Here is a 25,413-nt window from a genome sequence, read left to right as displayed (position 1 = left end):
GGGGTTCTATCAGATCGCGGAAAAGGCTTTTCTTAAGATGTGGAAAAATGTCTTTAATGCAATCCCTATCATGTCCAGACTCGGAATGAGGGCATCTGTTAAATGAAAAAAGACGGTTTGTCTTTCGGGAGATGTTCGTTTCTTTTTCCGTTTCATGAAGACAGCCTCCTTTTTAAATAATATACTTCTTTGCAAAGCAGAGGGATAGAGATGTTGTTTGAATTTAAACAAAATTTAAACTTCTTGTGTTTGAAAGGAAAGAAGGAGGGGAAACGAGTTGAATAGAGAATGAATGAAAAGAGCCGATCTATTTGGCCAGCTAACAAGAAAGAGTGGAAGGTGATCTTATGATGAAAGTATTTAAGGTAACATTTCATATGAACAATGGGGAAGTGCTTGATTTCGAGCTAAAACGCCCAGCTACCTATGATGTGTATAAGAAAATTGAAGAAGCCAATCATTGGTTTAAGCTGAATAATGAAATCATTAACTTATTAAATGTGAATAGCATCCACGTAGAAACAGATTAAAACAGAAAGCCGCTCTCTCTGAGCGGCTTTCATTATGCAGAAAAATCATTTCGATTATTAAGCTGACCGCGGGACAGCCAGTTCTTTTTATACAAATAAGCAATCACTTCAAGCCATAGACGCGGTGCTTTTTTAGGGAAAAAAGGTTTTTGATAATAAGCGTAAGCGGCTTTTAAATCATTCCATTGGTGGCATGCTTTTGTTTGTGTGAAACGGGCTACGTCGATGACCCTGACCTGGCCTTCCTTTGTTAAGATCAGATTCCGCAGATGGATATCAGAAGGATTCAATCCTTTCTCGCGTGCTTCTTCTAGCGCATCATCGACTTGTTCAATCATTTGTTTTTTAATAGGAATCCCCTTTGTGAGGCATTCATAGAATGTGTAGCCTTTAATATATTCCATTAAAATATACTGATCCCCAGATTCATAAATCTCAGGGTAGTAAGACGAACCAGAAAGTTTTTCATAAATGGCGGCTTCTTTGCGGGCAATATGTTGATAAGAAGGGAAAAAGACTTTTAGTGCCATTTTCTTGCCGTCTTTTTTGTATGAAAAGACATAGGCACTTCTTCCTTTGCCGCACAGTTCAAGCTCTGCCGGTTTAAAGGCAAGCTTATGAAGACGTTTATCTTCATGATACTGAATCGATTCGGCTAATCTTTTAACATCTGACATTGACTTCACCTTCTTTGGTTTCAGTTTATGCGGCTGAAAAACGAATGATGAAAAAACCGAGTCATTCGATAAAGCAATGGATTGTATAAAACATACCATTTACGAATGAAGGATACAACGAAAGACTCTTCCCATACATTCATGTCATCGATTTGGTTAATGTTTAGAAAAATGGGTCAAACTACATATGTCATGCATCGATCTCATGTTCTAAAGAGGTGTAAATAGTGAAAGTGAAGATGAAATGTTTCGTTACAGGACTTATCATGACAAGTGTGCTTTTTTTCGCTGCGGATATGGAAGGAAAAGAACACTTGCAAAAGCAGTCAAACTCTATCACCGTGCAGCTTGAAAAAGTCTATCTAGACGGAGATGTGAGTATTGAAAGACACCGGGCATCATTAGAAGACAAAGACACATTCTGGGCACAGTATAAAGGCTGGACGCTAGTAGAACAGAGAGAGGATTTTGCGCTTTTTAGAAAGCAAATTGATGATATCTCTCCATTAAGTAAAGCAAATGGATATATCGGGTTATCAGAGGACGGTGTGATTTCTACGTTTCATGGAAGACCTGACGGCTGGGCGGAGCCTATTCATCTCTTTTTTCAAATTGATACGTCCCGTTTAGAAAGTCATGTGGAGGAGCAGCTTGAGCAAGGCATTCCTTTTCGAACAAAGGATGAATTTGAGCATGTGCTTGAAGTCATGAAGCCTTACCGAAATGAAATATCGTTTTAAAGCGTGTAACAGCTTGCTGGTGTGAAGGCCGCAAGCTGTTTTTCGTGGTTTCATCGTAAAAATGCATTGAGCGAACGTATGTTAACTTTTATTGCGGTTTTCTTCTCGATTTATGTTACAATGAAGAACAGTCAAAGAGGTGAAAACGGTGATAGAGTTTGTAAAAGGGACCATTGATTATGTGTGCCCGCAATATGTTGTCATTGAAAACGGCGGAGTGGGATATCAAGTCTATACCCCAAACCCGTTTATCTATCAAGTAAACAAACAAGAAACGATTTATACGTATCATTACATAAAGGAAGACGCTTTTTCGTTATATGGATTTCAAACGCGAGAAGAAAAAGCGCTGTTCACAAAACTGTTAAATGTCACGGGGATTGGGCCGAAGGGGGCTCTAGCGATTCTTGCTTCCGGTGATCCTGGCGCTGTCATTTCAGCGATAGAACGTGAAGATGAAGCGTTCCTGATTAAGTTCCCTGGTGTTGGCAAAAAGACAGCTCGCCAAATCATTCTCGATCTAAAAGGAAAGCTAGCCGATGTCGTACCGGAAATGATTGGCAACCTATTTAATCACGAGGACCATATTCAGGTCGAAACGCAGCAAACGGCATTAGACGAAGCGCTTGAAGCCTTACATGTTCTTGGATACGGTGATCGTGAAATTAAAAAGGTTCTTCCATTATTAAAAGAAGAAAAGAATCTCACAACCGATCAATATGTGAAAAAAGCTTTACAAAAAATGTTGAAATAGGGTGATGTCTCATGGATGAACGGCTCGTCTCAACTGAAGCAGACAACCATGAATCAGCCATTGAGCAAAGTCTGCGGCCACAGACACTTAGCCAATATATCGGTCAGCAAAAAGTAAAAGATAACCTCAGTGTGTTTATTGAAGCTGCCCGCATGAGGCAGGAAACACTCGATCACGTCCTTTTATATGGACCGCCTGGACTCGGGAAAACAACGCTTGCGTCGATTATCGCCAATGAAATGAATGTTCAGCTGCGTACAACATCTGGACCAGCGATTGAACGTCCTGGCGATTTGGCGGCAATCTTAACTTCTCTTGAGCCAGGTGATGTGTTGTTTATAGATGAAATTCATCGCTTGCAGCGCTCAATTGAGGAAGTGCTTTATCCGGCAATGGAGGATTTTTGTTTAGATATCGTCATTGGCAAGGGAGATACAGCGCGCTCTGTACGGCTTGATTTACCGCCATTTACACTTGTAGGTGCCACGACCCGTGTAGGGCTTTTAACAGCACCGCTTCGTGACAGGTTTGGGGTACATGCAAGATTGGAATACTATGAGCAAAGAGATTTGGCTCACATTGTGGCAAGAACAGCCGAGCTGTTTGAGATTGGGATCGATCTTCGCTCAGCCGAAGAGATCGCAAGACGTTCCCGGGGCACGCCAAGGGTTGCCAATCGTCTGCTCAGAAGAGTAAGAGATTTTGCGCAGGTGCTTGGGAATCATGCGATTACCGAGGACATTGCGGAAGATGCCCTTGAGCGCCTTCAAGTCGACAGGCTTGGTCTGGATCATATAGACCATAAGCTGCTTTTAAGTATGATCGAAAAATTTAGAGGCGGTCCTGTAGGGCTTGATACAATCTCAGCGACAATTGGAGAAGAATCACATACGATTGAAGATGTGTACGAACCGTATTTACTGCAAATTGGTTTCCTGCAAAGAACACCAAGAGGACGGGTCGTCACAAGAGAAGCGTATGAACATTTTCAAATGGAGGTTCCGATTCGTGACTGAATTCCCTAAAATATTGATGATTTTAGGTGGTGTCCTTTTTGCCGCAGGATTAGTATTTCAATTGGTTGGTAAGCTTCCAGGTGATATTTTTGTGAAAAAAGGAAATGTGACGTTCTTTTTTCCTGTGATCACATGCATTGCCATTAGCATTGTGCTAACCATATTACTTAATATCTTTGGACGGATGAAATAACGTTAACTAGTTAACTACAGAATAGGTGAAGTAAATGAAGCTAGAACTATTTGATTTTGATTTACCAGAAAGATTGATTGCACAAGTGCCGCTTGAAAAACGAGATGCATCAAGACTGATGGTCTTAAACAAACAAACGGGTGCGATGACACATGATACATTCTCACAAATCACCGATTATTTTCAAACGGGTGATTGTCTCGTTTTAAACAATACACGCGTTCTGCCGGCACGTTTGTTTGGAATGAAAGAGGATACAGGTGCAAAAGTTGAACTTCTTCTATTAAAACAAGAAGAGGGAGACAACTGGGAAACACTTGTAAAACCAGCCAAACGGGTGAAAAAAGGAACGGTTATCACATTTGGTGATGGACGGCTTCAAGCGGTATGTACAGAAGAGATGGAACATGGCGGAAGAAAAGTTAAGTTTCAGTATACCGGCATTTTTTATGAAGTACTTGAATCCCTCGGTGAGATGCCGCTGCCTCCTTATATTAAAGAGCAGCTTGACGATCGTGAACGCTATCAAACGGTGTATTCAAAAGAGGTTGGCTCCGCTGCTGCTCCAACTGCTGGTCTTCACTTTACAAACGAGCTGCTGGATGCGCTGAGAGCAAAAGGTGTGCATATAGCTTTCATTACACTGCACGTGGGGCTTGGTACTTTTCGTCCGGTCAGTGCAGAACGTATTGAAGAACACGAAATGCACGCAGAGTTTTACGAAATGAATGAAGAAACAGCTGAAGAGCTCAATCGCGTTCGCAAGGAAGGCGGACGGATTATTTCAGTTGGGACAACGTCAACGAGAACGCTCGAAACCATTGCAAGTGCGCATGACGGCGAATTCAAAGCGTCAAGCGGCTGGACGTCAATCTTTATTTACCCAGGCTATACATTCAAGGCCATTGATGGCATGATCACGAATTTCCATCTGCCAAAATCCTCGTTAATCATGCTTGTCAGCGCATTAGCTGGACGAGAGCATGTACTAAAAGCGTACAATGAGGCTGTAAAAGAGGAATACCGATTCTTCAGCTTTGGCGATGCCATGCTGATTCAATAACATCATACAACAAAGACAGGAGGGCTCATTTTTGTCGCAATTACCGATACGTTATGAGTTCATTAAAACATGCAAACAAACAGGTGCACGACTAGGACGCGTTCATACACCGCACGGCTCCTTTGAAACACCTGTATTTATGCCGGTAGGTACACTGGCTACAGTCAAAACGATGGCACCTGAAGAACTAAAGGCAATGGATGCAGGCATCATCTTAAGCAATACGTACCACCTATGGCTCCGTCCGGGTCATGACATTGTGAAAGAAGCAGGCGGGCTGCACAAATTTATGAACTGGGATCGAGCGATTCTGACCGATTCAGGCGGATTCCAAGTATTCTCTTTGAGTGAATTTAGAAAAATTGAAGAAGAAGGCGTCCACTTCCGTAATCACTTAAACGGAGACAAGCTGTTCCTTTCTCCTGAAAAGGCCATGGACATCCAAAATGCGCTTGGCTCTGATATTATGATGGCATTTGATGAATGTCCGCCATATCCAGCAGAGTACGACTACATGAAACGTTCTGTGGAGCGGACAAGCAGATGGGCAGAGCGCTGTCTAGAAGCGCACCAGCGTCCAGAGGACCAAGGGCTGTTTGGAATTGTCCAAGGCGGAGAATACGAAGAGCTTCGGAAACAAAGTGCAAAAGATCTGGTTTCACTTGATTTCCCAGGCTACGCCATCGGAGGCTTATCTGTTGGTGAACCAAAAGATGTGATGAACCGTGTACTGGAGTTCACAACGCCATTGTTACCGGCAGACAAGCCAAGGTACTTAATGGGTGTCGGCTCACCAGATTCCTTAATTGACGGTGCCATTCGCGGTGTAGATATGTTTGACTGCGTGCTGCCGACGCGAATTGCAAGAAACGGCACCTTGATGACAAGCGAAGGACGTCTTGTTGTGAAAAATGCAAAATATGAGCGTGATTTCAGACCAATCGATGAAAATTGTGACTGCTACACATGTAAAAACTACACACGCGCCTATATTAGACATTTAATCCGAACAAATGAAACGTTCGGAATTCGATTAACAACTTATCATAATCTTCATTTTCTGTTAAAATTAATGGAGCAAGTGAGAGAAGCTATCCGTGAGGATCGTTTAGGTGATTTTAAAGAAGAGTTTTTTGAGCGTTATGGCTTTAACAAACCGAATGCGAAAAACTTTTAACGCATAAACGAAAGGCTTTATAATGCTTTAGAAAGGGGTGAAATAGAATGGATGGTGGTATGGGTTCAATCATTATGATTGTTGTCATGTTTGCTGTGCTTTACTTCTTGTTAATCCGTCCACAGCAAAAGCAACAAAAAGCTGTGCGTCAGATGCAGCAATCTTTATCAAAAGGCGATAAAATCGTCACAATCGGTGGTTTACACGGTGAAATCGACTACATTGATGAATCAAAAGTGGTCATCAAAACTAGCGAGAACAACCGTTTAACTTTCGATCGACGTGCTATTAGAGAATTAGCTGACAAAGGTTAATCCTCCAATACATAGCCATAAAAAAAGAGCGATATGATCCGCTCTTTTTTTATTTGCCTCGAAGATTGACGCCAATCATTCCGCCCAGCATACAAATCCCTAGAAATGCCCCATGATAGATAAACTGCTCTGGTGAAAAGGTTTCTCCAAACCCTAAATATTGAAATAAGAATACAGTGAGAGAAAAGATCATAGAAGTGATCGCGCCAATGAGCCAGCCGCGCTCCTTTGCTTTTCCTCCAGAAATGATCCCCCCTAATAAAAGTGCCACAAAGGACAAAATCATAATCATCCATTTAAACGATGATTCCTGCATACTTGTGAAGGTAAGCATGAGCGATACAAGTAAGCTTGTGACAATCATCACGATAAAAATGGCCATTAAGCCGGATAAAATCCCTTTTCCGATTTGTTTCGTTTCCTGCATGTGATTCGTCTCCTCTCCAATTGACCGAAGCTTGTCTTTTACTAAAATGTATTCACCGTGAAGAAAAAATAGACATGTTTCTCACGATAAAAACAGAGGCTTTCTTTTCTACATAAATAAAGTGTTTTGACACAAGCTATGGTGGAGAAGGAGGGGTTACATCACATGCAGGACATCTTGATTATCTCCATGAGAACAATCATTTTATATTTTCTTGTTTGGTTTATTTTTCGGTTAATGGGCAAGAGAGAAATTGGCGAATTGAGTATTCTAGATCTTGTCATTTTTATGATGATCGCAGAAATTGCAGTTCTCGCCATAGAAGAAGTCGAAGATCACATGTTACATACGGTATGGCCGATCCTGCTGTTAACCTTCATTCAAATCACACTCGCCTACCTCTCATTGAAATTCCAAGGTGTCCGGCGCTTTCTAGACGGCAAACCGACCCTGCTCATCATCAATGGGAAAATCGATGAGGGTGCGATGAGAAAACAGCGATACAATTTTGATGACCTGCTTATTCAATTAAGAGAAAACAACATCGATAGCATTCAGGACGTCTCTTACGCCATTTTAGAGCCATCCGGAAAGCTTGCGGTCGTTGAAAAAGAAAACAAGCACACACACGGAGCGCTTGAGCTGCCACTTATTGCAGATGGTGTTGTACAGCACGATCATCTGAAGCAAATTAATCAAAATGAACAGTGGCTGAAAGAGGAGCTTGCCAAAAGGGGCTATCATGAAATTGATCAGATTTCCTACTGCAGCTTTAATCAAAAGACATTTTATATTGATTTGAAAGATGAAGTGATCAAGAAGAGATGAGCTAAAGCAGTTTCCCAATGAATGGGATGCGGCGAAGCTCTTCACGCTTCACTAGCCCTAGACAGATTAAAAGAATGACATATAGCATACACGTAACAAAGATCAGCATCACAAGCTCAATAGGGGCAGAAAAGAGCCCGTTTACTTGAGACTTCAGCCAAAGGCTGACAGCCCCGGTGCCGATGATCACAAGAACGCATATCCCATATTCCTTCATTGGTAAATGAATAGGCAGTACTTTACCGACAGTTGCCGCATGAAGCAGCGTGACAAGGACGATGCCGATTAATATCGCGAGTGCTGCCCCCATAATGCCAAAGCCCGGCTGTGAAGCAAGGACAAAAATCATCCCTGTTTTCACAACAGCACCTATCAGACTATTCGTCATCGCCGCACCAGCTAAATTGAGTGCTTGCAGGACAGCTTGAAGCGGCCCTTGAAAATAATATAATAGAAAAAATGGGGCCATGAATTTCACATAGATAGCCGCATGCGATGAACCATACATAAAGAGCGTTAAATCTTCTGCATAAACGAAAAGAATAATACAGGAAATGCCTCCGCTGAGTAGACAAAGACGCATCGCCTGCTTCAGCCGGTATTCGACCGTTTTGCGTTTGTTCTGCTCCATTCCTTCACTGATCGCCGGGACCAATGCAGTGGATAGAGAGTACGTAATAAAGCTAGGCAGTGTCAAAAGGGTCAGCGCAAGACCAGTCAACTCCCCATACTGCCGTGTCGCTTCTACAGCCGCATATCCAGCAATAGCAAGACTTTGCGCGACAACTATCGGCTCTAAAAACCACGAAATATTCCCGATGAAACGGCTGCCTGTTGTTGGCAGGGCAATACTCATCAGCTGCTTAAACGTATCCTTACCGTCATGAATCGCCTTAAAAAATCGTTTTCGAATACGAATGGTCTTTTTATAACGAAAGGCAATCAGTAAATATGCAAGTGAAATCATCTCTCCAATGACAGATGAAATCATCGCACCAGCTGCCGCGTATTCAATCCCATAAGGAAGGAAAGCTGTTGTACATACTGCCACTAGAGAAATTCTTGCGACCTGTTCCAGTACTTGAGATATGGCAAGCGGGCTCATTTGCTGTCTGCCTTGAAAATATCCTCTCAGCACACTGGAAATGGCGATGACTGGGACAACGGGCGTAATAGCAAGAAGTGGATAAACCGTTCTAGGATCTGTCAGCATATTTTCTGCCATGATGGGTGCAAACCATAAAAAGAGCGGCGTGAATATCAGGCTGAGTGTCCCTGTTATCGCAAGGGACATGACCAGAATACGTTTAGTTTTCTGTTTGTCACCCCGGGCTTCTGCTTCTGCGACAAGCTTGCTAATAGCGACAGGCAGTCCAAATTGTGTCAGCGTCACAGCGAGAAAAAAGGTAGGGGCAGCCATCATATAAAGCCCGACTCCTTCTTCGCCAATGAACCTTGCAATCACAATCCGATTGACAAAACCCAATATTCTCGTGATAAAACCTGCTAAAATTAAAATAATCGTGCCCTTTAAAAACGTTTGCTTCGTCAAATCAAAGATCACCTGCCTTCTCAAACGACATAGAATCATATACAATAAGATATGCGTGTATATCGTCCAAGCATGACAAGTCTCTCGATAAAAACTGAAAAGGGGGAGCATCCCATTGACACAACATCCGGCTGCAATTTACAAAGACCATTTAAAGCCTTTTCTGTTCAGTAAGCTTGAAGAATTCATCGTTTTGGGCTATAAAGATGTAGATTTAGAGGAATTATGGTCATACTTAGAGAATAAGAAGTGGAAGAAAAAACAAGAGTATCCGATTCATGAAATGGTTGCAGATATTTTATCTGTGAAAATTGGCGAATTTATGAACTATGCAACCGTTCAGTCGTTTAAAACGTCTGCTTTTTTGGACAGTGAAGATGGCAAGAATATGCTAGATGAACTGTTGAAATAAGCCATCTTAATGGATTCAGGTGTTTAAGGAGGAAATACATAATGAAAAAAGGGCGCATTCTTGCGTTTTTCTTAGTGGTTCTGTTAATCGGAACTGGCGTAGGCTTACTAACAAAGCCTGTTGCGAAAGATATGACGCTAGGGCTGGATTTGCAGGGTGGATTTGAAGTCCTGTATGATGTACATCCAGTGAAAAAAGAGGACAAGATTACAAATAGTGTCCTCGTCAGTACAGTGGAGGCTTTAAACCGAAGAGCCAATGTGCTAGGTGTAAGTGAGCCGAACATCTCGATTGAAGGCAACAATCGTATCCGCGTGCAACTTGCGGGGGTAAAAGATCAAAACAGAGCTAGGGAGATTCTTTCCACTGAAGCACAGCTATCCTTCAGAGATACGAATGATAAAGAACTCCTAAACGGGGCTGACTTGGTCGAAAACAGTGCAAAACAAACATTCAGTCAAACGAATGAGCCAATTGTGACAGTTAAACTAAAGGATGCGAAAAAATTTGGTGACGTCACAAGAAAAGTAGCGGCGATGGCGCCGAATAACCAGCTTGTCATTTGGCTTGATTACCACAAAGGAGATTCCTTCAAAAAAGAAGTCTCAAAATCAAACCACAAGTATGTCTCTGCGCCGAATGTGAATCAAGAAATTAACAGCAGTGACGTGCAAATTGAAGGGAAATTTACTGTCCAAGAGGCAAAAGACCTTGCAAGTATTTTAAATGCTGGGGCATTGCCAGTGAAATTAACCGAAAAGTACTCCACATCAGTGAGTGCGCAATTTGGTGAACAGGCATTAAATGAAACTGTCTTTGCAGGGATTGTGGGAATTGCCCTCATTTTCTTATTCATGCTTTTTTATTACCGAATACCTGGTCTTATTGCTGTCATCACGTTATCAACGTATATCTATATTACCTTACAGGTGTTTGACTGGATGGGTGCTGTTCTGACACTTCCTGGAATTGCGGCACTGATTCTTGGAGTAGGGATGGCGGTTGATGCCAACATCATCACATATGAACGAATCAAAGAGGAGCTTAAGCTCGGTAAATCTGTCCGTTCTGCTTTCAGGTCAGGGAACCGCCGGTCATTTGCGACCATATTTGATGCAAACTTAACGAGTATTATTGCAGGGGGCGTCCTTTTCTTCTTCGGGACAAGTTCTGTAAAAGGGTTTGCGACTATGCTGATCCTTTCCATCTTAACAAGCTTTATTACGGCTGTATTCCTATCAAGATTCCTTCTTGGACTGCTTGTGGAAAGCCGCGCGCTCGATCGCAAGAAAGGCTGGTTTGGTGTCCGTCAAAAAGACATCATCGATATTCATGAAACAACAGAAAATACTGAACCAAAAACACCGTTTGATAAATGGGATTTTGTCAGCAAGCGAAAAGGTTTCATGATTTTCTCAGTAGCCATTACCATTGCGGGGATTATCGTCCTTTCGATTTTCAAACTCAATGCGGGTATTGACTTTGCAAGTGGTACAAGAGTAGACATTCAAAGTGACCATAAGCTGTCAACTGCTCAAATTGAGCAAGACTTTCAAAAATTAGATCTTGATACAGATAGTGTTGTGTTATCTGGTCAAAAAGAAAATCAAGCAGCGGCACGATTTGTTGGTGTGCCAAATAAAGAAAAAATCGCAGAAGTGAAAGATTACTTTAAAGATAAGTATGGAACAGAACCGAATGTCAGCACGGTGTCTCCTACTGTCGGAAAAGAACTTGCACGCAATGCTTTATATGCCATCATCATTGCTTCGATTGGGATCATTATTTATGTTTCCATTCGTTTTGAATATAAAATGGCCATTGCAGCGATTGCTTCCCTTTTATATGATGCATTCTTCATTGTGGCATTCTTTAGTATCACGCGGTTAGAGGTAGATGTGACCTTCATTGCGGCGATCCTCACGGTGATCGGGTATTCGATCAATGACACGATCGTGACGTTCGATAGGGTTCGTGAGCAAATGAAGAAACGTAAACCAAAAACGGTAGAAGATCTATCTTACATCGTCAACTTGAGTTTACAGCAAACCTTTACACGATCTATCAATACGGTACTCACTGTCGTAATTGTTGTGATTGCACTGCTTATCTTCGGATCGGCGTCGATTACAAACTTCTCCATCGCCTTACTTGTCGGTCTGTTAACAGGGGTGTACTCATCTCTATATATCGCAGCACAAATTTGGCTCATGTGGAAAGGCCGTGAGCTGAAAAAGCCGGCGAAGATTGATACTGAGCAAGATATTTAATTGAGAAAGGCTGCCTTTTTGGCAGTCTTTTTTCTATAGATTTCCCGAGAATAAGTCGATTCGAAAAAAACATTTCGGGTATCATTGATCTTGAAATGGTCTTTTGCTATAATGACATACGTTTAGATCAGTATAGAAAGCAAGTGTCCGTTTGAGGCATTTGGCTTTATTCATTGGAGGGGCTGTTATGAAGGTTCGGGAAACTGAACTGCCAGGTATCGGTCACAAAGCCGAAATGATCACAAGAAATAATGAGAAGCTTGCCATCATTACACACGATGACGGCAGAAGAGAAATGTATCATTTTCAAGAGGACGACCATGAAGAATCTATTTCTGGTATTTTGCTAAACGATGAAGAAGCAAGACAAATTGCAGCTATTTTAGGCGGCATGGTATATAAGCCGAAAGCGCTTGAAACTGTAGAGGTAGCCATTGATGAACTGATGATTGAATGGTTTAAGATTGAAAAGAATGCACCAGCTGTTCAGCAGACAATCGGAGACCTCAATGTCCGCCAAAATGATCAAGTAACAGTCATCGCTATCGTGAGAAAATCACATGAGAAGATTTTAAATCCAGGACCTGATACGGTCATTGAAGAAGGGGATACCCTTGTTATTTCTGGAGAAAGACAAGAAATAAAGAACCTCATTAAAGAAAAACTCAGCAGCTAATCATGCCCATGCTGATAGATTTTCTTCCGCTCTTTTCTTTCTGTGTTTAAAAAGGACAAGGAAAAGGGAAGAATAAAAGAAAAAGCTTGGGGGATATGTAGATGAACAAACAACAATGGACCATCATACTCGCATTTATTTTCGTATTAATTGTCTCAGTATTTGCCGTGATCAATGTGCGGCCAGTGCAAGTTGACTACTTATTTGGAACGGCTGAATGGCCGCTGATTCTTGTTATTATTGGTTCTGTGCTAATGGGCGGACTCATTGTGGCTTTCGCAGGGATTTTCCAAATTGTGAAACTAAAACGTGAACTAAAGGCTTTAAAAGCTGAGCGTGCAGCCGCACCTACACCTGCTGTTTCGAATAAAAAGATCGACAAAGACGTTCAAAAGAAACCGAATGTGACGCCTTTAAAAGAACAGCCAGCATCATTTGACCGGAAGGAAAAATAATCTTCCAGCACAATTTCATAAAATAAAAATTGAAACCCCTCAGGCCACTCTAGTATAATAGTGTGGTTGAGGGGTGAATTTATGTTATTATCCAAAATGCGCTGGGAATATGAACATCCAAGCGAAGAAAAAGTGAAATCACTCTCTGAAAATCTGAATATTTCAGCGCTGACTGCATCGCTTCTTGTAAAAAGAGGACTCGAAGAAGTAGAAGAAGCGAGGTCTTTTTTATTTGATCAAAAAGCCGAATTTCATGATCCATTTCTATTAAAAGGAATGAAAGAAGCAGTAGAGCGCATCAACAAAGCGATCGAAGAGCAGGAATCGATTGTGATCTTCGGAGACTATGATGCGGATGGTGTGACAAGTACGTCTGTGCTTTTACATACATTAAAAGAGCGGTCTGCGAAAGTAGACTTTTATATTCCAGATCGATTTAAAGAAGGCTACGGGCCTAATGAACAGGCTTTCCGATATATCAAAGAGCAAGGCGCATCGCTTGTCATCACGGTCGATACAGGCATTGCAGCTGTAAATGAAGCACGTATTGCAAAAGAAATAGGGTTAGACCTGATCATTACAGATCACCATGAACCAAGTGAGGAGCTGCCTGAGGCACTTGCGATTGTCCATCCTAAGCAGCCGGGCTGTGAGTATCCCTTTAAAGAACTTGCCGGTGTAGGCGTAGCGTTTAAAGTGGCGCATGCACTCCTTGGAAAGCTGCCAGCTCAGCTGTTAGATCTTGCGGCAATTGGGACAATAGCGGATCTTGTGCCGCTTCATGATGAGAATAGATGGCTCGCCAAAAAAGGGCTTGTGCAGCTTAGGCAGTCGAATAGACCGGGGCTGAAAGCGTTATTGAAAGAAGCGGGAGCTACTCTTGAAGAAGCAAATGAAGAAACGGTCGGCTTTCAAATTGCGCCAAGGCTGAATGCTGTAGGGCGAATTGAGCAGGCAGATCCAGCTGTTCATCTTCTCATGACAGAGGATAAGGATGAAGCAGAAGAGCTCGCTCGTTTTGTACAAGAACTCAATAAAGAACGTCAAAAAATTGTGAGTACAATCACAGAAGAAGCCATTCAAATGGTTGAAGAGACAGGTGATGACCAGTCTGCGATCGTTGTAGCGAAAGCTGGCTGGAATCCGGGTGTTGTCGGAATTGTTGCCTCTAAATTGACGGATAGATTTTCTCGTCCGGCGATTGTGCTTGGAATAGATGAAGAGACGCAAATGGCAAAAGGATCAGCGCGGAGTATTCCTGGCTTCGATCTATTTTTCCATTTAAGCAAATGCCGTGACATTCTGCCGCATTTCGGCGGGCACCCGATGGCTGCGGGTATGACACTTCGAGCGGATGATGTTCCTTTACTAAGAGAAAGATTAAATCAATATGCGAATGAAACGTTGACAGAAGAAGATTTTATTCCGATTCAGCGGGTCGATGCCGTATGCAAGGTAGACGAATTGACGGTTGAAGCGATTGAAGAAGTGGGGATGCTGTCACCATTTGGCATGCAGAATCCAAAGCCGTTCATCATGATTGAAGATGCGAGGCTTGAAGAGATCCGAACGATTGGGGCAAATCAGAATCATATTAAAATGTCTCTGAAAGACGAAGACAAGCTGCTTGACTGTGTCGGTTTTCATCAAGGTCAATTAAAAGAAGAAATTGTCACAGGTAGCCGCATTTCCGTAATTGGTGAAATGTCCATCAATGAATGGAATAACCGGAAGAAACCTCAGCTTATGCTAAAAGATGCCCGAGTAGATGAATGGCAGCTGTTTGATTTGCGCGGCAAAAAGGATTGGGAAAAGACAATCTCCACGCTTGATCCAGAAAAATATGTGGTGGTCTGTTTTGACGAAGAAACAAAACAGGAAGTCAATATCCCAATTTATCATGTCCATGCAGAAAATGTTTCAACGTTCGATGTAGAGGGCAAGTATATCGTCTTTGCGGATGTTCCTGCAGATGAGCATTTGCTAAGGCAGCTTTTAGAAAACCAAAAGCCAGCTAGAGTTTATACGGTTTTTCAAAGAAAAGAAGATCATTTTATGTCTTCTTTCCCTAGCCGTGATCAATTCAAATGGTTTTATGGATTCTTGTTAAAACGAGGAAGTTTCCCCCTCAAAGAACAAGGAATGGAGCTTGCCAAACATAGAGGCTGGACAAAAGATACAATCATTTTTATGACAAAGGTGTTTTTTGAACTCGGTTTTGTTAAAATAGAGAATGGTGTGCTGTCAATAGTACGTGATGCCCCTAAAAAAGATTTAACGGCATCAGCATCCTATACAGCAAAACAACGATTGATGGAACTCGATCAAACACTAACATATTCCTCAGCCAAAGAGCTGAAGGAATGGCTGAATAGCATGATGAGCGAAGTCTCACCTGTGCTTTGACGTACGAGGAGGAAAAGGAAAAGATGGATTTAAAACAATATGTGACAGTTGTACCTGACTACCCAAAGGAAGGTGTACAATTTAAAGATATTACAACGTTAATGGATAAAGGCGAAGTGTACCGTTATGCAACGGATCAAATCGTTGAATACGCGAAGGAAAGAGACATTGATCTCATTGTTGGACCTGAAGCGCGTGGATTCATTATTGGCTGCCCTGTAGCATACGCACTAGGTGTAGGTTTTGCACCAGTTCGTAAAGAAGGAAAGCTTCCTCGTGAAGTCGTTAAAGTCGATTACGGCTTAGAATATGGTAAAGATGTATTAACGATTCATAAAGATGCGATTCGTCCTGGTCAGCGTGTCCTGATTACAGATGACTTACTTGCGACTGGTGGAACAATTGAAGCATCCATCAAGCTTGTAGAGGAATTAGGCGGTGTTGTGGCAGGAATTGCATTCTTGATTGAGTTGACGTATCTGGATGGCAGAAAGAAGCTTGACGGTTACGACATCTTGACGTTAATGCAATACTAATGGAGTTTTACGCAAAAAGCACTCGGTAAGAAGGGTGCTTTTTTCCTATCAAAAATCTTTTAGCGGACTTCTTCTCTTTACATCTATCGAATTTTTCTTGATAATAAACTACAATACAGTTTTCATTTAAAAAGGTGATTCCATGGCGAACGAACAAGTTTTAACGGCGCAGCAGGTCATTGACAAGGCAAGAGAATACCTGTCCGCTGAACATATTCAATTTATAGAGCAAGCATATGAATATGCTGAAAATGCACACAAGGAGCAATACCGGAAATCTGGTGAGCCTTATATTATCCATCCAATTCAAGTGGCGGGGATTCTTGTTGACCTTGAAATGGACCCATCGACCATTGCAGGCGGTTTCCTGCACGATGTTGTCGAGGATACGGATGTGACATTACAGGATTTAAAAGAGCATTTTAACGAAGAAGTTGCGATGCTTGTTGATGGTGTGACAAAGCTCGGGAAGATTAAATATAAATCACAAGAAGAACAGCAGGCCGAAAACCATCGAAAAATGTTTGTGGCAATGGCGCAGGATATACGCGTCATCTTAATTAAACTGGCAGACCGTCTGCACAATATGAGAACGCTCAAACACCTTCCTCAGGAGAAGCAGCGAAGAATTTCAAATGAAACACTTGAAATCTTTGCACCGCTTGCGCACAGATTAGGGATTTCAAAGATTAAGTGGGAGCTTGAAGATACAGCGCTCCGTTACTTAAATCCGCAGCAATATTACCGGATCGTGAATCTCATGAAGCGCAAACGAGCGGAACGTGAGGAATACTTGGACGAGGTTGTTAATGAAGTGAAAGACCGTGTGTCAGAGGTGAACATCAAGGCTGAATTTTCCGGCAGACCAAAGCATATTTATAGTATTTATCGCAAAATGGTCCTGCAAAATAAGCAGTTTAATGAAATTTATGATCTGCTGGCCGTTCGTATTTTGGTTGACAGCATTAAAGACTGCTATGCCGTGCTCGGGATTATCCATACATGCTGGAAGCCGATGCCAGGCAGGTTTAAGGATTATATTGCGATGCCAAAGCCGAACATGTACCAATCCCTTCATACAACAGTGATTGGGCCAAAAGGTGACCCGCTTGAAGTTCAGATCCGTACAGTGGAAATGCACGAAATTGCAGAGTACGGAATTGCAGCGCACTGGGCATACAAAGAAGGAAAAGAGTCAGCAGAATCAACGGAGGAAGCTGTCTTCCAGAAGAAGCTCTCTTGGTTTAGAGAAATCCTTGAATTCCAAAATGAATCGACAGATGCAGAAGAATTTATGGAATCATTAAAGATCGATCTCTTCTCTGATATGGTGTTTGTGTTTACACCAAAAGGAGATGTCATTGAACTGCCGTCAGGTTCAGTTCCGATTGACTTCTCTTACCGGATTCACTCGGAAATTGGGAATAAAACGATCGGTGCTAAAGTCAACGGTAAGATGGTCACGCTCGATCACAAACTGAAAACAGGTGACATTATTGAAATTCTGACATCTAAGCACAGCTATGGACCAAGTCAGGATTGGGTCAAACTTGCCCAAACCTCCCAAGCGAAGCACAAGATCAGACAGTTTTTCAAAAAACAGCGCCGTGAAGAAAATGTCGAAAAAGGCCGAGAACTCGTGGAGAAAGAAATCAAAAACCTTGAGTTTGATGTCAAAGACATTCTGACAGCTGAAAACCTGCAAAAAGTGGCTGACAAATTTAATTTTTCAAACGAAGAGGACATGTATGCAGCGGTTGGTTATAACGGAATTACTGCACTCCAAGTCGCCAATCGTTTAACAGAAAAAGAAAGAAAACAAAGAGATCAAGAAGAACAAGAGAAGACTGTTCAAGAAGTGACAGTAGAGTCAAAGACGTATCATGGGAAAAAACGAGAAGCAGGCGTAAGAGTCAAAGGGATAGATAACCTGCTTGTCCGCTTATCTAAGTGCTGTAATCCTGTTCCAGGTGATAGCATTGTTGGTTTTATTACGAAAGGCAGGGGCGTATCTGTTCACCGTGATGACTGTCCGAACGTGAAGACAGGAGAAGCGCAGGAACGGTTAATCCCGGTAGAGTGGGAGCATGAACAGCCTGCTCGAAACCGTAAAGAATACAATGTGGAAATTGAAATATTAGGATATGATAGACGCGGCTTACTCAATGAGGTGCTTCAAGCAGTCAATGAAACCAAAACGAACATCTCTTCAGTTTCTGGGAAGTCTGACCGTAACAAAGTGGCGACGATCCATATGGCGATCTTTATCCAAAACATTAACCATTTGCACAAAGTAGTAGAGCGCATTAAACAAATCAAAGACATTTACTCTGTTCGCCGATTCATGAATTAGAAAGGAAGTATATCGTCTATGAGGCTTGTAGTGCAGCGTGTGACAAGTGCATCTGTGAAGGTAGAAGAAGAGATCACAGGTGCCATCAATGAAGGGTATATGGTGCTCGTTGGTGTCACACATGAAGATACAGAAGAAGATGTGCTTTATTTAGCAGAAAAGCTTGCACATTTACGTATTTTTGAAGATGAAAACGGGAAAATGAATCATTCGTTATTGGATGTAAAAGGAAGCGTCCTGTCTGTGTCTCAATTTACCCTTTATGGTGATACGAGAAAGGGCAGACGACCGAATTTTATGAAAGCAGCCAAGCCAGATGCCGCGAACTCCCTTTACGAATGTTTCAATAAAGCCCTTAGAGAAAAAGGCATTCATGTAGAAACTGGCCGCTTTGGCGCGATGATGGATGTGTCATTGACCAATTCAGGGCCCGTCACCATCTGGATGGATAGCAAAGAATAGATTCGCTTTAGACTGTAGATAAACTCATGCAGGAGTTTGTTTAGAGTCTTTTTCTTTTGCGATCAAACAAAAAAGAGGCGCAGAGGCCTCTTTCTTTTTAACGGAAATATTGTTTTAATCCTTCCGTCATTCCTTCTGTGACTCGTTCTTGGTAAGAAGCGCTATAAATGATCGCTTCCTCCTGAGGATTGCTTAAATAGCCGAGTTCATATAAAAGAGAAGGGCGTTTGTTCTCTCTTAAAACAAAATAATCTCCGAATTTGACACCCTTATCAGGGATTTGAGAGCGTTTAGCGACTTCTGTATGGACATTTGTCGCTAATTGCTGGTCTTTTGCTGCTTGATAATAATACGCTGTACTTCCTCTGACACTTGGGTCCATAAAACTATCATAATGAAGACTAATAAATGCATCTGCATTTCTGTAATGAGATGTCGCGACCCTCGATTGAAGGCTGATAAAAGTATCATCACTTCTTGTTAAATAGACATTTGCACCAGAAGCCCTTAATTTGCCTGCAAGTAAATTGGCGGTTTTGATGGTAATGTTCTTTTCAAATGCACCATCTGCGCCAATCGTGCCGCTGTCTTTTCCGCCATGACCAGGATCAAGAACAATCGTTTTTCCTTTTAAAGACCCAGTTCCAGACGATGAATCCTGCTGTGGTCTTGGTGCTTCGCTGCTATTTTTATTCGTTTGAACGACCCAGCTTGCCACATAACCAGTTCCGCCGTTTGATAGTGTCACCTCGTACCAGTCACCTTGCGTGCGAACAATTTGATAGGCAGCGCCTTTTGTGGCTCTTTCTGCAATCCCAGCAGAGGTAGAAGCGCTTTTTCGGATGTTGGTGCCATCGTAGACAATGTACGCTTTCTTTTGGGAAGACGAAGAAGATGAATTCTGTTCACCCGCCGAACTCGCTCCATTGCTTGTGACGATGTAATAGCTTGCAGCCCATCCTTTTACGCCTTTGCCCTCAATTTCATACCAGCCGTTCTGCTCGCGCAAAATGGTGATCTGTGTGTTGCGGGCAAGTGAAGCGACGACTTGTGCATTCGGTGCCGCCGATTGCCTTACATTCAAGCTCGATACGCCAACTGTGCCTGTCTGTTTAGAGAGAGAGGACTCGCCAGAGCTTGATTGAGAAGCTTTTTTGCCGCCTGAAACATAATCAGAGTGAACCCAGCCTACTGCTTGTTTATACGAAATTTTTGTCCATTCGCCGCTTGTTTTCAGCTTTTTAGCGGAAGCGCCTTGCGGGAAAGTTCCGATGACTTGATAGGAAGTCCCAGGGCCTGTCCGTATGCGAAGATCCGAGGCTGTCGATGTAATGGAACTGCTGCCTGATGCGCTCTGATTTTGCGCCTTTGGCTTAGCAGACTTTTGGCTGCCAGATGATGTGGTAATCAGCCATGAGACGACCCAGCCTTTTTGACCGTTCGACAATTGGATCTGCACCCATTCTCCTTGTTTAGTGAGAATGGGATAGCTTTCTCCGCGCTTCACACTAGCTGCGATTCCATAGCTTAAACCAGGGCCCGTTCTCACATTGATTTCATCTGTTGCGACCACAGCTTGATCTGTTTGTGCTGTAGCATGTGTCATAGGCAAAGTACTTGCGATGAGAACAAAACAGGTAAGAAGCATCAACATTTGATTGTGTTTTTTTAGATTCAAAACGGTGTTTTCCCCTCCCTTGTAAAACCGATGAATGTAAATTCGTTATGTAATGGACTAATTCCTTGCAGTTTCCCTAATAAAAATGAATCAATCTGTTTATACTAAATAAAAACGTGATAAAAGGATGTACAAACATGAGATTAAGCAGAAAATTAGGACGAGTGCAATATAATGGACACCGTGATATCGATCGCTGGCAGCACGACGAAATGGATCAACCAGGCTTCCTTGAAGAAACCGCATCTGAATACGGATGTACGTCAAAAGAAGAGCTGGAAAAGAAAAAGAGGCACGGCAAGGGTTGACAGAGTGGCAGCACCGACCTTATTATAATATAAATCAACACACTTGAAAATTTAAAATGTGGAACTGATGATAGAGAATAGTAGGGTAAATTGCGTGAGCAGAGAGGAATCGCCTTAGGCTGAAAGCGAATCCGCATGGCATTTATCACGAAAGAACACTCTGTAGGTTTCCTGCTGAACGCTCTAAAAATGAGTCAATAGGCGGAGAACGTGAATCTGCGTTAAGGATTTGAGCGGGAACATGGCTGGATCATGTTCCAACTAGGGTGGCACCACGGGTATAACTCTCGTCCCTACTATACACATAGTAGAGGCGGGGGTTTTTTATATGTCCACATAAAAAATGAATGATGGTCGTAGGAGGACGAAAAATGAGTTTTAATATTCCAAGAGGTACACAGGATATTTTACCTGGAGAGTCAGAACGCTGGCAGTATGTTGAACAAATTGCAAGAGATACATGTGCAGCCTTTCAATACAAAGAAATCCGTACACCGATTTTTGAGCATACAGAGCTTTTTGCACGGGGAGTAGGCGAATCAACCGATATCGTTCAAAAAGAGATGTATACATTTGAAGATAAAAAGGGACGCAGCATCACCCTTCGTCCAGAGGGAACGGCTTCAACTGTACGTTCTTATGTTGAAAATAAATTATTTGCACAGCCCGCGCAGCCAACAAAGCTGTATTACATTGGACCGATGTTCCGCTATGAACGTCCGCAAACAGGGAGATATCGTCAATTTTATCAATTTGGGATTGAAGCGATCGGTTCAAAGGATCCTGCCATTGATGCAGAAGTCATTTCACTTGCGATGAGTGTTTATGAGAAAGCAGGCCTTTCTAACTTAAAGCTCGTCATTAACAGCCTTGGTGACAAAGAGAGCCGTGCAGACTACCGCAAAGCACTTGTCGAGCACTTTGAGCCAAGAATTGATGAATTCTGTCATGACTGTCAAACCCGTTTACATCAAAATCCGCTGCGAATTCTTGATTGTAAAAAGGATCGTGACCACGAATTGATGGCAACGGCTCCATCCATTCAAGATTACTTAAATGAAGAATCACGGACTTATTTTGAAAAGGTCAAACAATACTTAACAGATATAGGCATTGAATATGTCGTCGATCCGAACTTAGTGCGCGGTCTTGATTACTACAATCACACGGCATTTGAGATCATGAGTAACGCAGAAGGCTTTGGCGCGATTACCACATTAGCCGGCGGCGGCCGTTATGATGGACTTGTTGAAGGAATTGGCGGTCCTGAATCACCAGGAATCGGTTTTGCCATGAGTATTGAGCGTTTCCTATCAGCAATCGATGCTGAAGGGATTGATCTTCCTCTGCAAGATGGCATTGATCTATACATTGCTGCACTCGGTGATGAAGCGAAGGATTACTCTGTTTCATTATTAAATCGTCTGAGAAAAGAAGGCATTTCAAGTGAAATGGACTATACAGGGAAGAAATTAAAAGGGCAATTTAAAGCGGCTGATCGATTAAAAGCCAAGTTTATTGCAGTCCTTGGTGAAGATGAGCTGGCGCAGCGCATTGTGAATGTAAAAGATACGACAACGGGTGAACAAATTGAAGTGAAGCTTGATGAGCTGATTCAAATGATGAAGGCCCACAAGAAGGCGTAAAGAAGGAGTGGAATGTTTGTGTTTGGTAGAACTTTTTATTGTGGAGAAGTAACAGAAGACCAAATCGGTCAAACCGTTGTATTAAAAGGATGGGTTCAAAAAAGACGTGACCTTGGCGGATTAATCTTTATTGATCTGCGCGACCGTACAGGGATTGTACAAGCTGTCTTCAATCCAGACCTATCAAAAGAGGCGCTTGAGACAGCAGAGTCGATTCGTAATGAATATGTCCTTGATATTAAAGGAACGGTTGTCGCAAGAGAAGAAGCAACAATCAACCCAAATTTAAAAACAGGGAAAATTGAAATTCAAGTCGAAACGGTCAGCGTGTTAAATGAAGCGAAGACCCCTCCTTTTATGATTTCAGATCAAGCAGACGAGGTATCAGAAGATGTGCGCTTAAAATACCGTTACTTAGACCTTCGCCGTCCTGCTATGTTTGAAACGATGAAAATGCGACATGAAGTCACAAAAGCATTCCGCCATTTCTTAGATGACAACGGCTTTCTAGATATTGAAACACCGATTTTAACGAAGAGTACGCCAGAGGGTGCACGTGACTATCTTGTTCCAAGCCGTGTACATGAGGGAGAATTCTATGCCTTGCCTCAGTCTCCGCAATTATTTAAACAATTGCTGATGGTCTCAGGGATGGATCGTTACTATCAAATTGCCCGCTGCTTTAGAGATGAAGACTTGCGTGCTGACCGTCAGCCGGAATTCACACAAGTCGATATTGAAATGTCCTTTATGAGTCAAGAGGACATTATGACGCTTGCCGAAGAGATGATGGCAAAGGTGATGAAAGATGTCAAAGGCGTAGACCTGACATTGCCATTACCTCGTATGACATACGATGAAGCAATGAATTCTTATGGATCTGATAAGCCAGATACACGTTTTGAGATGAAGCTTGTCAACATATCAGATACGGTAAAAGATTCCGATTTCAAAGTCTTTAGCGGAGCTGTGAAAAATGGTGGAGCTGTGAAAGCCATCAATGTCAAAGGTGCAGCAGCCAACTACTCAAGAAAAGACATTGATGCCCTTGGTGCATTTGCAGCGAACTACGGTGCAAAAGGTCTAGCTTGGCTAAAAGCAGAAGGGACAGAATTAAAAGGACCGATTGCTAAATTCTTTGATGAAGCAAAGCAGGCAGAATTAAATGAGCAGCTGCAAGTCGAAGAAGGTGACCTGTTACTTTTTGTTGCAGATAAGACGTCTGTTGTCCATGATGCACTTGGTGCCCTTCGCCTAAAACTCGGCAAAGAGCTTGAACTCATTGATGAGTCTCTATTCAACTTCTTATGGGTTGTTGATTGGCCGCTGCTTGAAAAAGATGAAGAAGAAGGCCGCTTCTATGCTGCCCATCATCCTTTCACAATGCCAGTACGTGACGATCTTGAATTAATTGAGACAAGCCCAGAAGACATGAAGGCACAGGCTTACGATCTTGTGCTGAATGGCTATGAGCTTGGCGGAGGTTCGATTCGTATTTTCGAAAAGGATATTCAAGAAAAAATGTTTAGCTTACTTGGTTTTTCAAAAGAAGAGGCATATGAACAATTCGGCTTCCTTCTAGATGCTTTTGAGCACGGTGTTCCTCCGCATGGCGGAATCGCGCTTGGTCTTGACCGCTTAGTGATGCTGCTTGCCGGCCGCTCTAACCTAAGAGATACCATTGCGTTCCCGAAAACGGCAAGTGCGAGCTGTGTGCTAACAGATGCTCCTGGCACTGTAAGCGAAGCGCAGCTTGATGAGCTAAGTTTAGCCATTAAAACAAAGGTAAAACAGTAAAATAGACGCATGGATATGGGCATGTAAACGCTTGAAAAAGCGGCATGCCTATGATATGCTTTCTTCAATCAATAAATAAAGTCCTGATACGTACGGTGGTTACCTAGTTTTGACCGAACATTTTTTTTTACGGGAGCTTGCCTTTCCTTTCTGCATAAATGCCTCTTTAGAGGACTTATAAAGTCAGGAAGAAAGCACCCACCTGCATGGTGCGGGGTTCAAAACGAAGGAAAAGCTGGCGGCGTTGTCGGGACTTTTTTGTGTTTTTTTCTTTTTCAGAAGGATGACGAAGAAGTTTGAATATGATATGATTCTTTCGATTCATTTTAAATAAAGGTGGAGTGAGGCACTTGTTACATCAGTTTTCAAGAAACGAGCTTGCTATAGGCAAGGAAGGCTTAGATATATTAAAAAACAGTACAGTTGCAGTGCTTGGTGTGGGCGGCGTTGGCTCATTTGCAGTTGAGGCACTCACTCGTTCAGGCGTTGGCCGTATTGTTCTTGTTGATAAAGATGATATTGATATTACAAATGTGAACCGTCAGCTGCCAGCATTGCTTTCAACAGTTGGTCAGCCAAAGGTTGACTTAATGCAGGCGAGAATCGCTGATATTAATCCAGAATGTGAAGTTGTTGCGCTTAAGATGTTTTATACAGAGGAAACATATGAGCAATTTTTTGAGTATCCGCTTGATTATGTCATCGATGCGTCAGATACGATTCACTATAAAATTCATTTAATGAAAGAGTGCCTGAAACGCAATGTGAACATTATTTCGAGTATGGGTGCTGCAAACAAAACAGATCCGACCCGCTTCAAAATTGATGACATTTCAAAAACACATACCGATCCAATTGCAAAAGTCGTGAGAACGCGTCTGCGCAAAGAAGGGATTCGTAAAGGAATTGAAGTCATTTTCTCTGATGAAAGTCCGATTGTGATTCGCGAAGATGTCAGAAAAGAAGTTGGAAATGATGAAGCGAAGATTCGCAAGGCACAAATGCCGCCATCATCCAATGCGTTCGTCCCGTCTGTTGCAGGGCTGATCATGGGTGGTCATGTCATTATGAAGCTTTTAAAAGATATTCCGATTACACGTGTGAAGGATAAATAAACAGCCCGCCTGCTAACATGCAGGGGGC

General features: G+C 42.4%; 26 protein-coding genes, 1 other RNA gene and 1 other annotated feature. Of the genes, 22 read left to right on the top strand and 5 right to left on the bottom strand.

The genetic code is table 11. The features are described from left to right. Window positions 1-9 precede the first annotated feature (9 nt). A complete protein-coding gene (locus tag C6348_RS18875; protein WP_162839368.1) occupies window positions 10-156 on the bottom strand; it encodes a hypothetical protein in 147 nt (48 codons plus the stop codon). A 191-nt stretch (window positions 157-347) separates the two neighbouring features. On the opposite strand from C6348_RS18875, the gene C6348_RS07930 reads away from it, so the two are divergent. Next, window positions 348-530 carry a hypothetical protein gene (locus C6348_RS07930; protein WP_003216799.1) on the top strand — a complete coding sequence of 61 codons (183 nt, stop codon included), beginning with the start codon at window positions 348-350 and terminating at the stop codon, window positions 528-530. A 32-nt stretch (window positions 531-562) separates the two neighbouring features. Here C6348_RS07930 and C6348_RS07925 read toward each other — a convergent pair whose 3' ends face one another. After that, window positions 563-1,207: a serine/threonine protein kinase gene (locus C6348_RS07925; protein WP_034661587.1), complete on the bottom strand. Its 645-nt coding sequence runs from the start codon at window positions 1,205-1,207 to the stop codon at window positions 563-565. A gap of 239 nt (window positions 1,208-1,446) precedes the next feature. Between C6348_RS07925 and C6348_RS07920 the strand changes: the two genes are divergently transcribed. From C6348_RS07920 to yajC, 7 genes are all read left to right on the top strand, one after another. Beyond that, window positions 1,447-1,947: an intercompartmental signaling factor BofC gene (locus C6348_RS07920; protein WP_181185478.1), complete on the top strand. Its 501-nt coding sequence runs from the start codon at window positions 1,447-1,449 to the stop codon at window positions 1,945-1,947. Window positions 1,948-2,095: 148 nt separating this feature from the next. After that, entirely contained in the window at window positions 2,096-2,701 is a 606-nt protein-coding gene (gene ruvA / locus C6348_RS07915; RefSeq protein ID WP_034661580.1) for a Holliday junction branch migration protein RuvA, read from the top strand. Window positions 2,702-2,712: 11 nt separating this feature from the next. Then, window positions 2,713-3,717 carry a Holliday junction branch migration DNA helicase RuvB gene (ruvB, locus tag C6348_RS07910; RefSeq protein WP_060596875.1) on the top strand — a complete coding sequence of 335 codons (1,005 nt, stop codon included), beginning with the start codon at window positions 2,713-2,715 and terminating at the stop codon, window positions 3,715-3,717. Next, window positions 3,710-3,910, top strand: a complete 201-nt coding sequence (locus C6348_RS07905) for a DUF2905 domain-containing protein (RefSeq protein WP_034661574.1) — start codon at window positions 3,710-3,712, stop codon at window positions 3,908-3,910. The genes ruvB and C6348_RS07905 overlap by 8 nt, the downstream gene beginning before the upstream one ends. Before the next feature lie 34 nt (window positions 3,911-3,944). Then, window positions 3,945-4,973: a tRNA preQ1(34) S-adenosylmethionine ribosyltransferase-isomerase QueA gene (queA, locus tag C6348_RS07900; protein WP_106042532.1), complete on the top strand. Its 1,029-nt coding sequence runs from the start codon at window positions 3,945-3,947 to the stop codon at window positions 4,971-4,973. Window positions 4,974-5,004: 31 nt separating this feature from the next. Then, window positions 5,005-6,150 carry a tRNA guanosine(34) transglycosylase Tgt gene (gene tgt, locus C6348_RS07895; protein ID WP_034661568.1) on the top strand — a complete coding sequence of 382 codons (1,146 nt, stop codon included), beginning with the start codon at window positions 5,005-5,007 and terminating at the stop codon, window positions 6,148-6,150. A 47-nt stretch (window positions 6,151-6,197) separates the two neighbouring features. Then, window positions 6,198-6,464 (top strand): preprotein translocase subunit YajC, encoded by a 267-nt coding sequence (gene yajC, locus C6348_RS07890; RefSeq protein WP_003216659.1) that lies wholly within the window; start codon window positions 6,198-6,200, stop codon window positions 6,462-6,464. A gap of 49 nt (window positions 6,465-6,513) precedes the next feature. Here the strand turns inward: yajC and C6348_RS07885 are convergent, their stop codons facing one another. Further along, window positions 6,514-6,891: a TIGR04086 family membrane protein gene (locus C6348_RS07885; protein WP_034661565.1), complete on the bottom strand. Its 378-nt coding sequence runs from the start codon at window positions 6,889-6,891 to the stop codon at window positions 6,514-6,516. A 165-nt stretch (window positions 6,892-7,056) separates the two neighbouring features. Between C6348_RS07885 and C6348_RS07880 the strand changes: the two genes are divergently transcribed. After that, window positions 7,057-7,719 carry a DUF421 domain-containing protein gene (locus C6348_RS07880; RefSeq protein ID WP_106042530.1) on the top strand — a complete coding sequence of 221 codons (663 nt, stop codon included), beginning with the start codon at window positions 7,057-7,059 and terminating at the stop codon, window positions 7,717-7,719. 1 nt (window position 7,720) lies between these two features. Here C6348_RS07880 and spoVB read toward each other — a convergent pair whose 3' ends face one another. Continuing rightward, window positions 7,721-9,271: a stage V sporulation protein B gene (gene spoVB, locus C6348_RS07875; RefSeq protein ID WP_034661559.1), complete on the bottom strand. Its 1,551-nt coding sequence runs from the start codon at window positions 9,269-9,271 to the stop codon at window positions 7,721-7,723. Window positions 9,272-9,386: 115 nt separating this feature from the next. Between spoVB and C6348_RS07870 the strand changes: the two genes are divergently transcribed. The 8 genes from C6348_RS07870 to dtd all read left to right on the top strand — a co-directional run bounded on the left by C6348_RS07870 (window position 9,387) and on the right by dtd (window position 18,841). Then, entirely contained in the window at window positions 9,387-9,683 is a 297-nt protein-coding gene (locus C6348_RS07870) for a post-transcriptional regulator (RefSeq protein ID WP_003216788.1), read from the top strand. 41 nt (window positions 9,684-9,724) lie between these two features. Further along, a complete protein-coding gene (secDF, locus tag C6348_RS07865; protein WP_060596871.1) occupies window positions 9,725-11,953 on the top strand; it encodes a protein translocase subunit SecDF in 2,229 nt (742 codons plus the stop codon). 187 nt (window positions 11,954-12,140) lie between these two features. Then, window positions 12,141-12,629: a cation:proton antiporter regulatory subunit gene (locus tag C6348_RS07860; protein WP_034661552.1), complete on the top strand. Its 489-nt coding sequence runs from the start codon at window positions 12,141-12,143 to the stop codon at window positions 12,627-12,629. Window positions 12,630-12,730: 101 nt separating this feature from the next. Beyond that, a complete protein-coding gene (locus C6348_RS07855) occupies window positions 12,731-13,084 on the top strand; it encodes a LapA family protein (protein WP_106042528.1) in 354 nt (117 codons plus the stop codon). Between the two features lie 81 nt (window positions 13,085-13,165). Further along, the gene (gene recJ / locus C6348_RS07850; RefSeq protein ID WP_034661546.1) at window positions 13,166-15,490 is read left to right on the top strand and encodes a single-stranded-DNA-specific exonuclease RecJ; all 2,325 of its coding nucleotides are present in this window, start codon (window positions 13,166-13,168) and stop codon (window positions 15,488-15,490) included. A 23-nt stretch (window positions 15,491-15,513) separates the two neighbouring features. Continuing rightward, complete coding sequence (locus C6348_RS07845) at window positions 15,514-16,026, top strand: adenine phosphoribosyltransferase (protein WP_034661543.1); 513 nt, start codon at window positions 15,514-15,516, stop codon at window positions 16,024-16,026. Window positions 16,027-16,168: 142 nt separating this feature from the next. Further along, on the top strand, window positions 16,169-18,379 hold the full coding sequence (locus C6348_RS07840) for a RelA/SpoT family protein (RefSeq protein ID WP_034661540.1): 2,211 nt from the start codon (window positions 16,169-16,171) through the stop codon (window positions 18,377-18,379). An 18-nt stretch (window positions 18,380-18,397) separates the two neighbouring features. Next, window positions 18,398-18,841 carry a D-aminoacyl-tRNA deacylase gene (gene dtd, locus C6348_RS07835; RefSeq protein WP_060596866.1) on the top strand — a complete coding sequence of 148 codons (444 nt, stop codon included), beginning with the start codon at window positions 18,398-18,400 and terminating at the stop codon, window positions 18,839-18,841. Window positions 18,842-18,938: 97 nt separating this feature from the next. Here the strand turns inward: dtd and C6348_RS07830 are convergent, their stop codons facing one another. Beyond that, a complete protein-coding gene (locus tag C6348_RS07830; protein WP_411266105.1) occupies window positions 18,939-20,495 on the bottom strand; it encodes an N-acetylmuramoyl-L-alanine amidase family protein in 1,557 nt (518 codons plus the stop codon). Between the two features lie 161 nt (window positions 20,496-20,656). Between C6348_RS07830 and C6348_RS18870 the strand changes: the two genes are divergently transcribed. The 5 genes from C6348_RS18870 to C6348_RS07810 all read left to right on the top strand — a co-directional run bounded on the left by C6348_RS18870 (window position 20,657) and on the right by C6348_RS07810 (window position 25,385). Continuing rightward, window positions 20,657-20,827, top strand: a complete 171-nt coding sequence (locus C6348_RS18870; RefSeq protein ID WP_003216250.1) for a YrzK family protein — start codon at window positions 20,657-20,659, stop codon at window positions 20,825-20,827. Between the two features lie 58 nt (window positions 20,828-20,885). Next, window positions 20,886-21,125: a binding site (T-box leader), on the top strand. 73 nt (window positions 21,126-21,198) lie between these two features. Beyond that, entirely contained in the window at window positions 21,199-22,473 is a 1,275-nt protein-coding gene (gene hisS / locus C6348_RS07825; protein ID WP_060596864.1) for a histidine--tRNA ligase, read from the top strand. 18 nt (window positions 22,474-22,491) lie between these two features. Continuing rightward, window positions 22,492-24,270 carry an aspartate--tRNA ligase gene (aspS, locus tag C6348_RS07820; RefSeq protein WP_106042765.1) on the top strand — a complete coding sequence of 593 codons (1,779 nt, stop codon included), beginning with the start codon at window positions 22,492-22,494 and terminating at the stop codon, window positions 24,268-24,270. 77 nt (window positions 24,271-24,347) lie between these two features. After that, a non-coding RNA gene (gene ssrS / locus C6348_RS07815) (6S RNA) lies at window positions 24,348-24,528 on the top strand. A 92-nt stretch (window positions 24,529-24,620) separates the two neighbouring features. Further along, window positions 24,621-25,385, top strand: coding sequence for a tRNA threonylcarbamoyladenosine dehydratase (locus C6348_RS07810; RefSeq protein WP_106042524.1), 765 nt, complete (start codon window positions 24,621-24,623; stop codon window positions 25,383-25,385). Window positions 25,386-25,413: the final 28 nt, after the last annotated feature.

It is taken from the genome of Bacillus sp. YBWC18 (genome assembly GCF_002998775.1).
Taxonomy (GTDB): Bacteria; Bacillota; Bacilli; order Bacillales; family Bacillaceae; genus Bacillus.
This window is presented reverse-complemented; position numbering and strand designations above follow the sequence as displayed.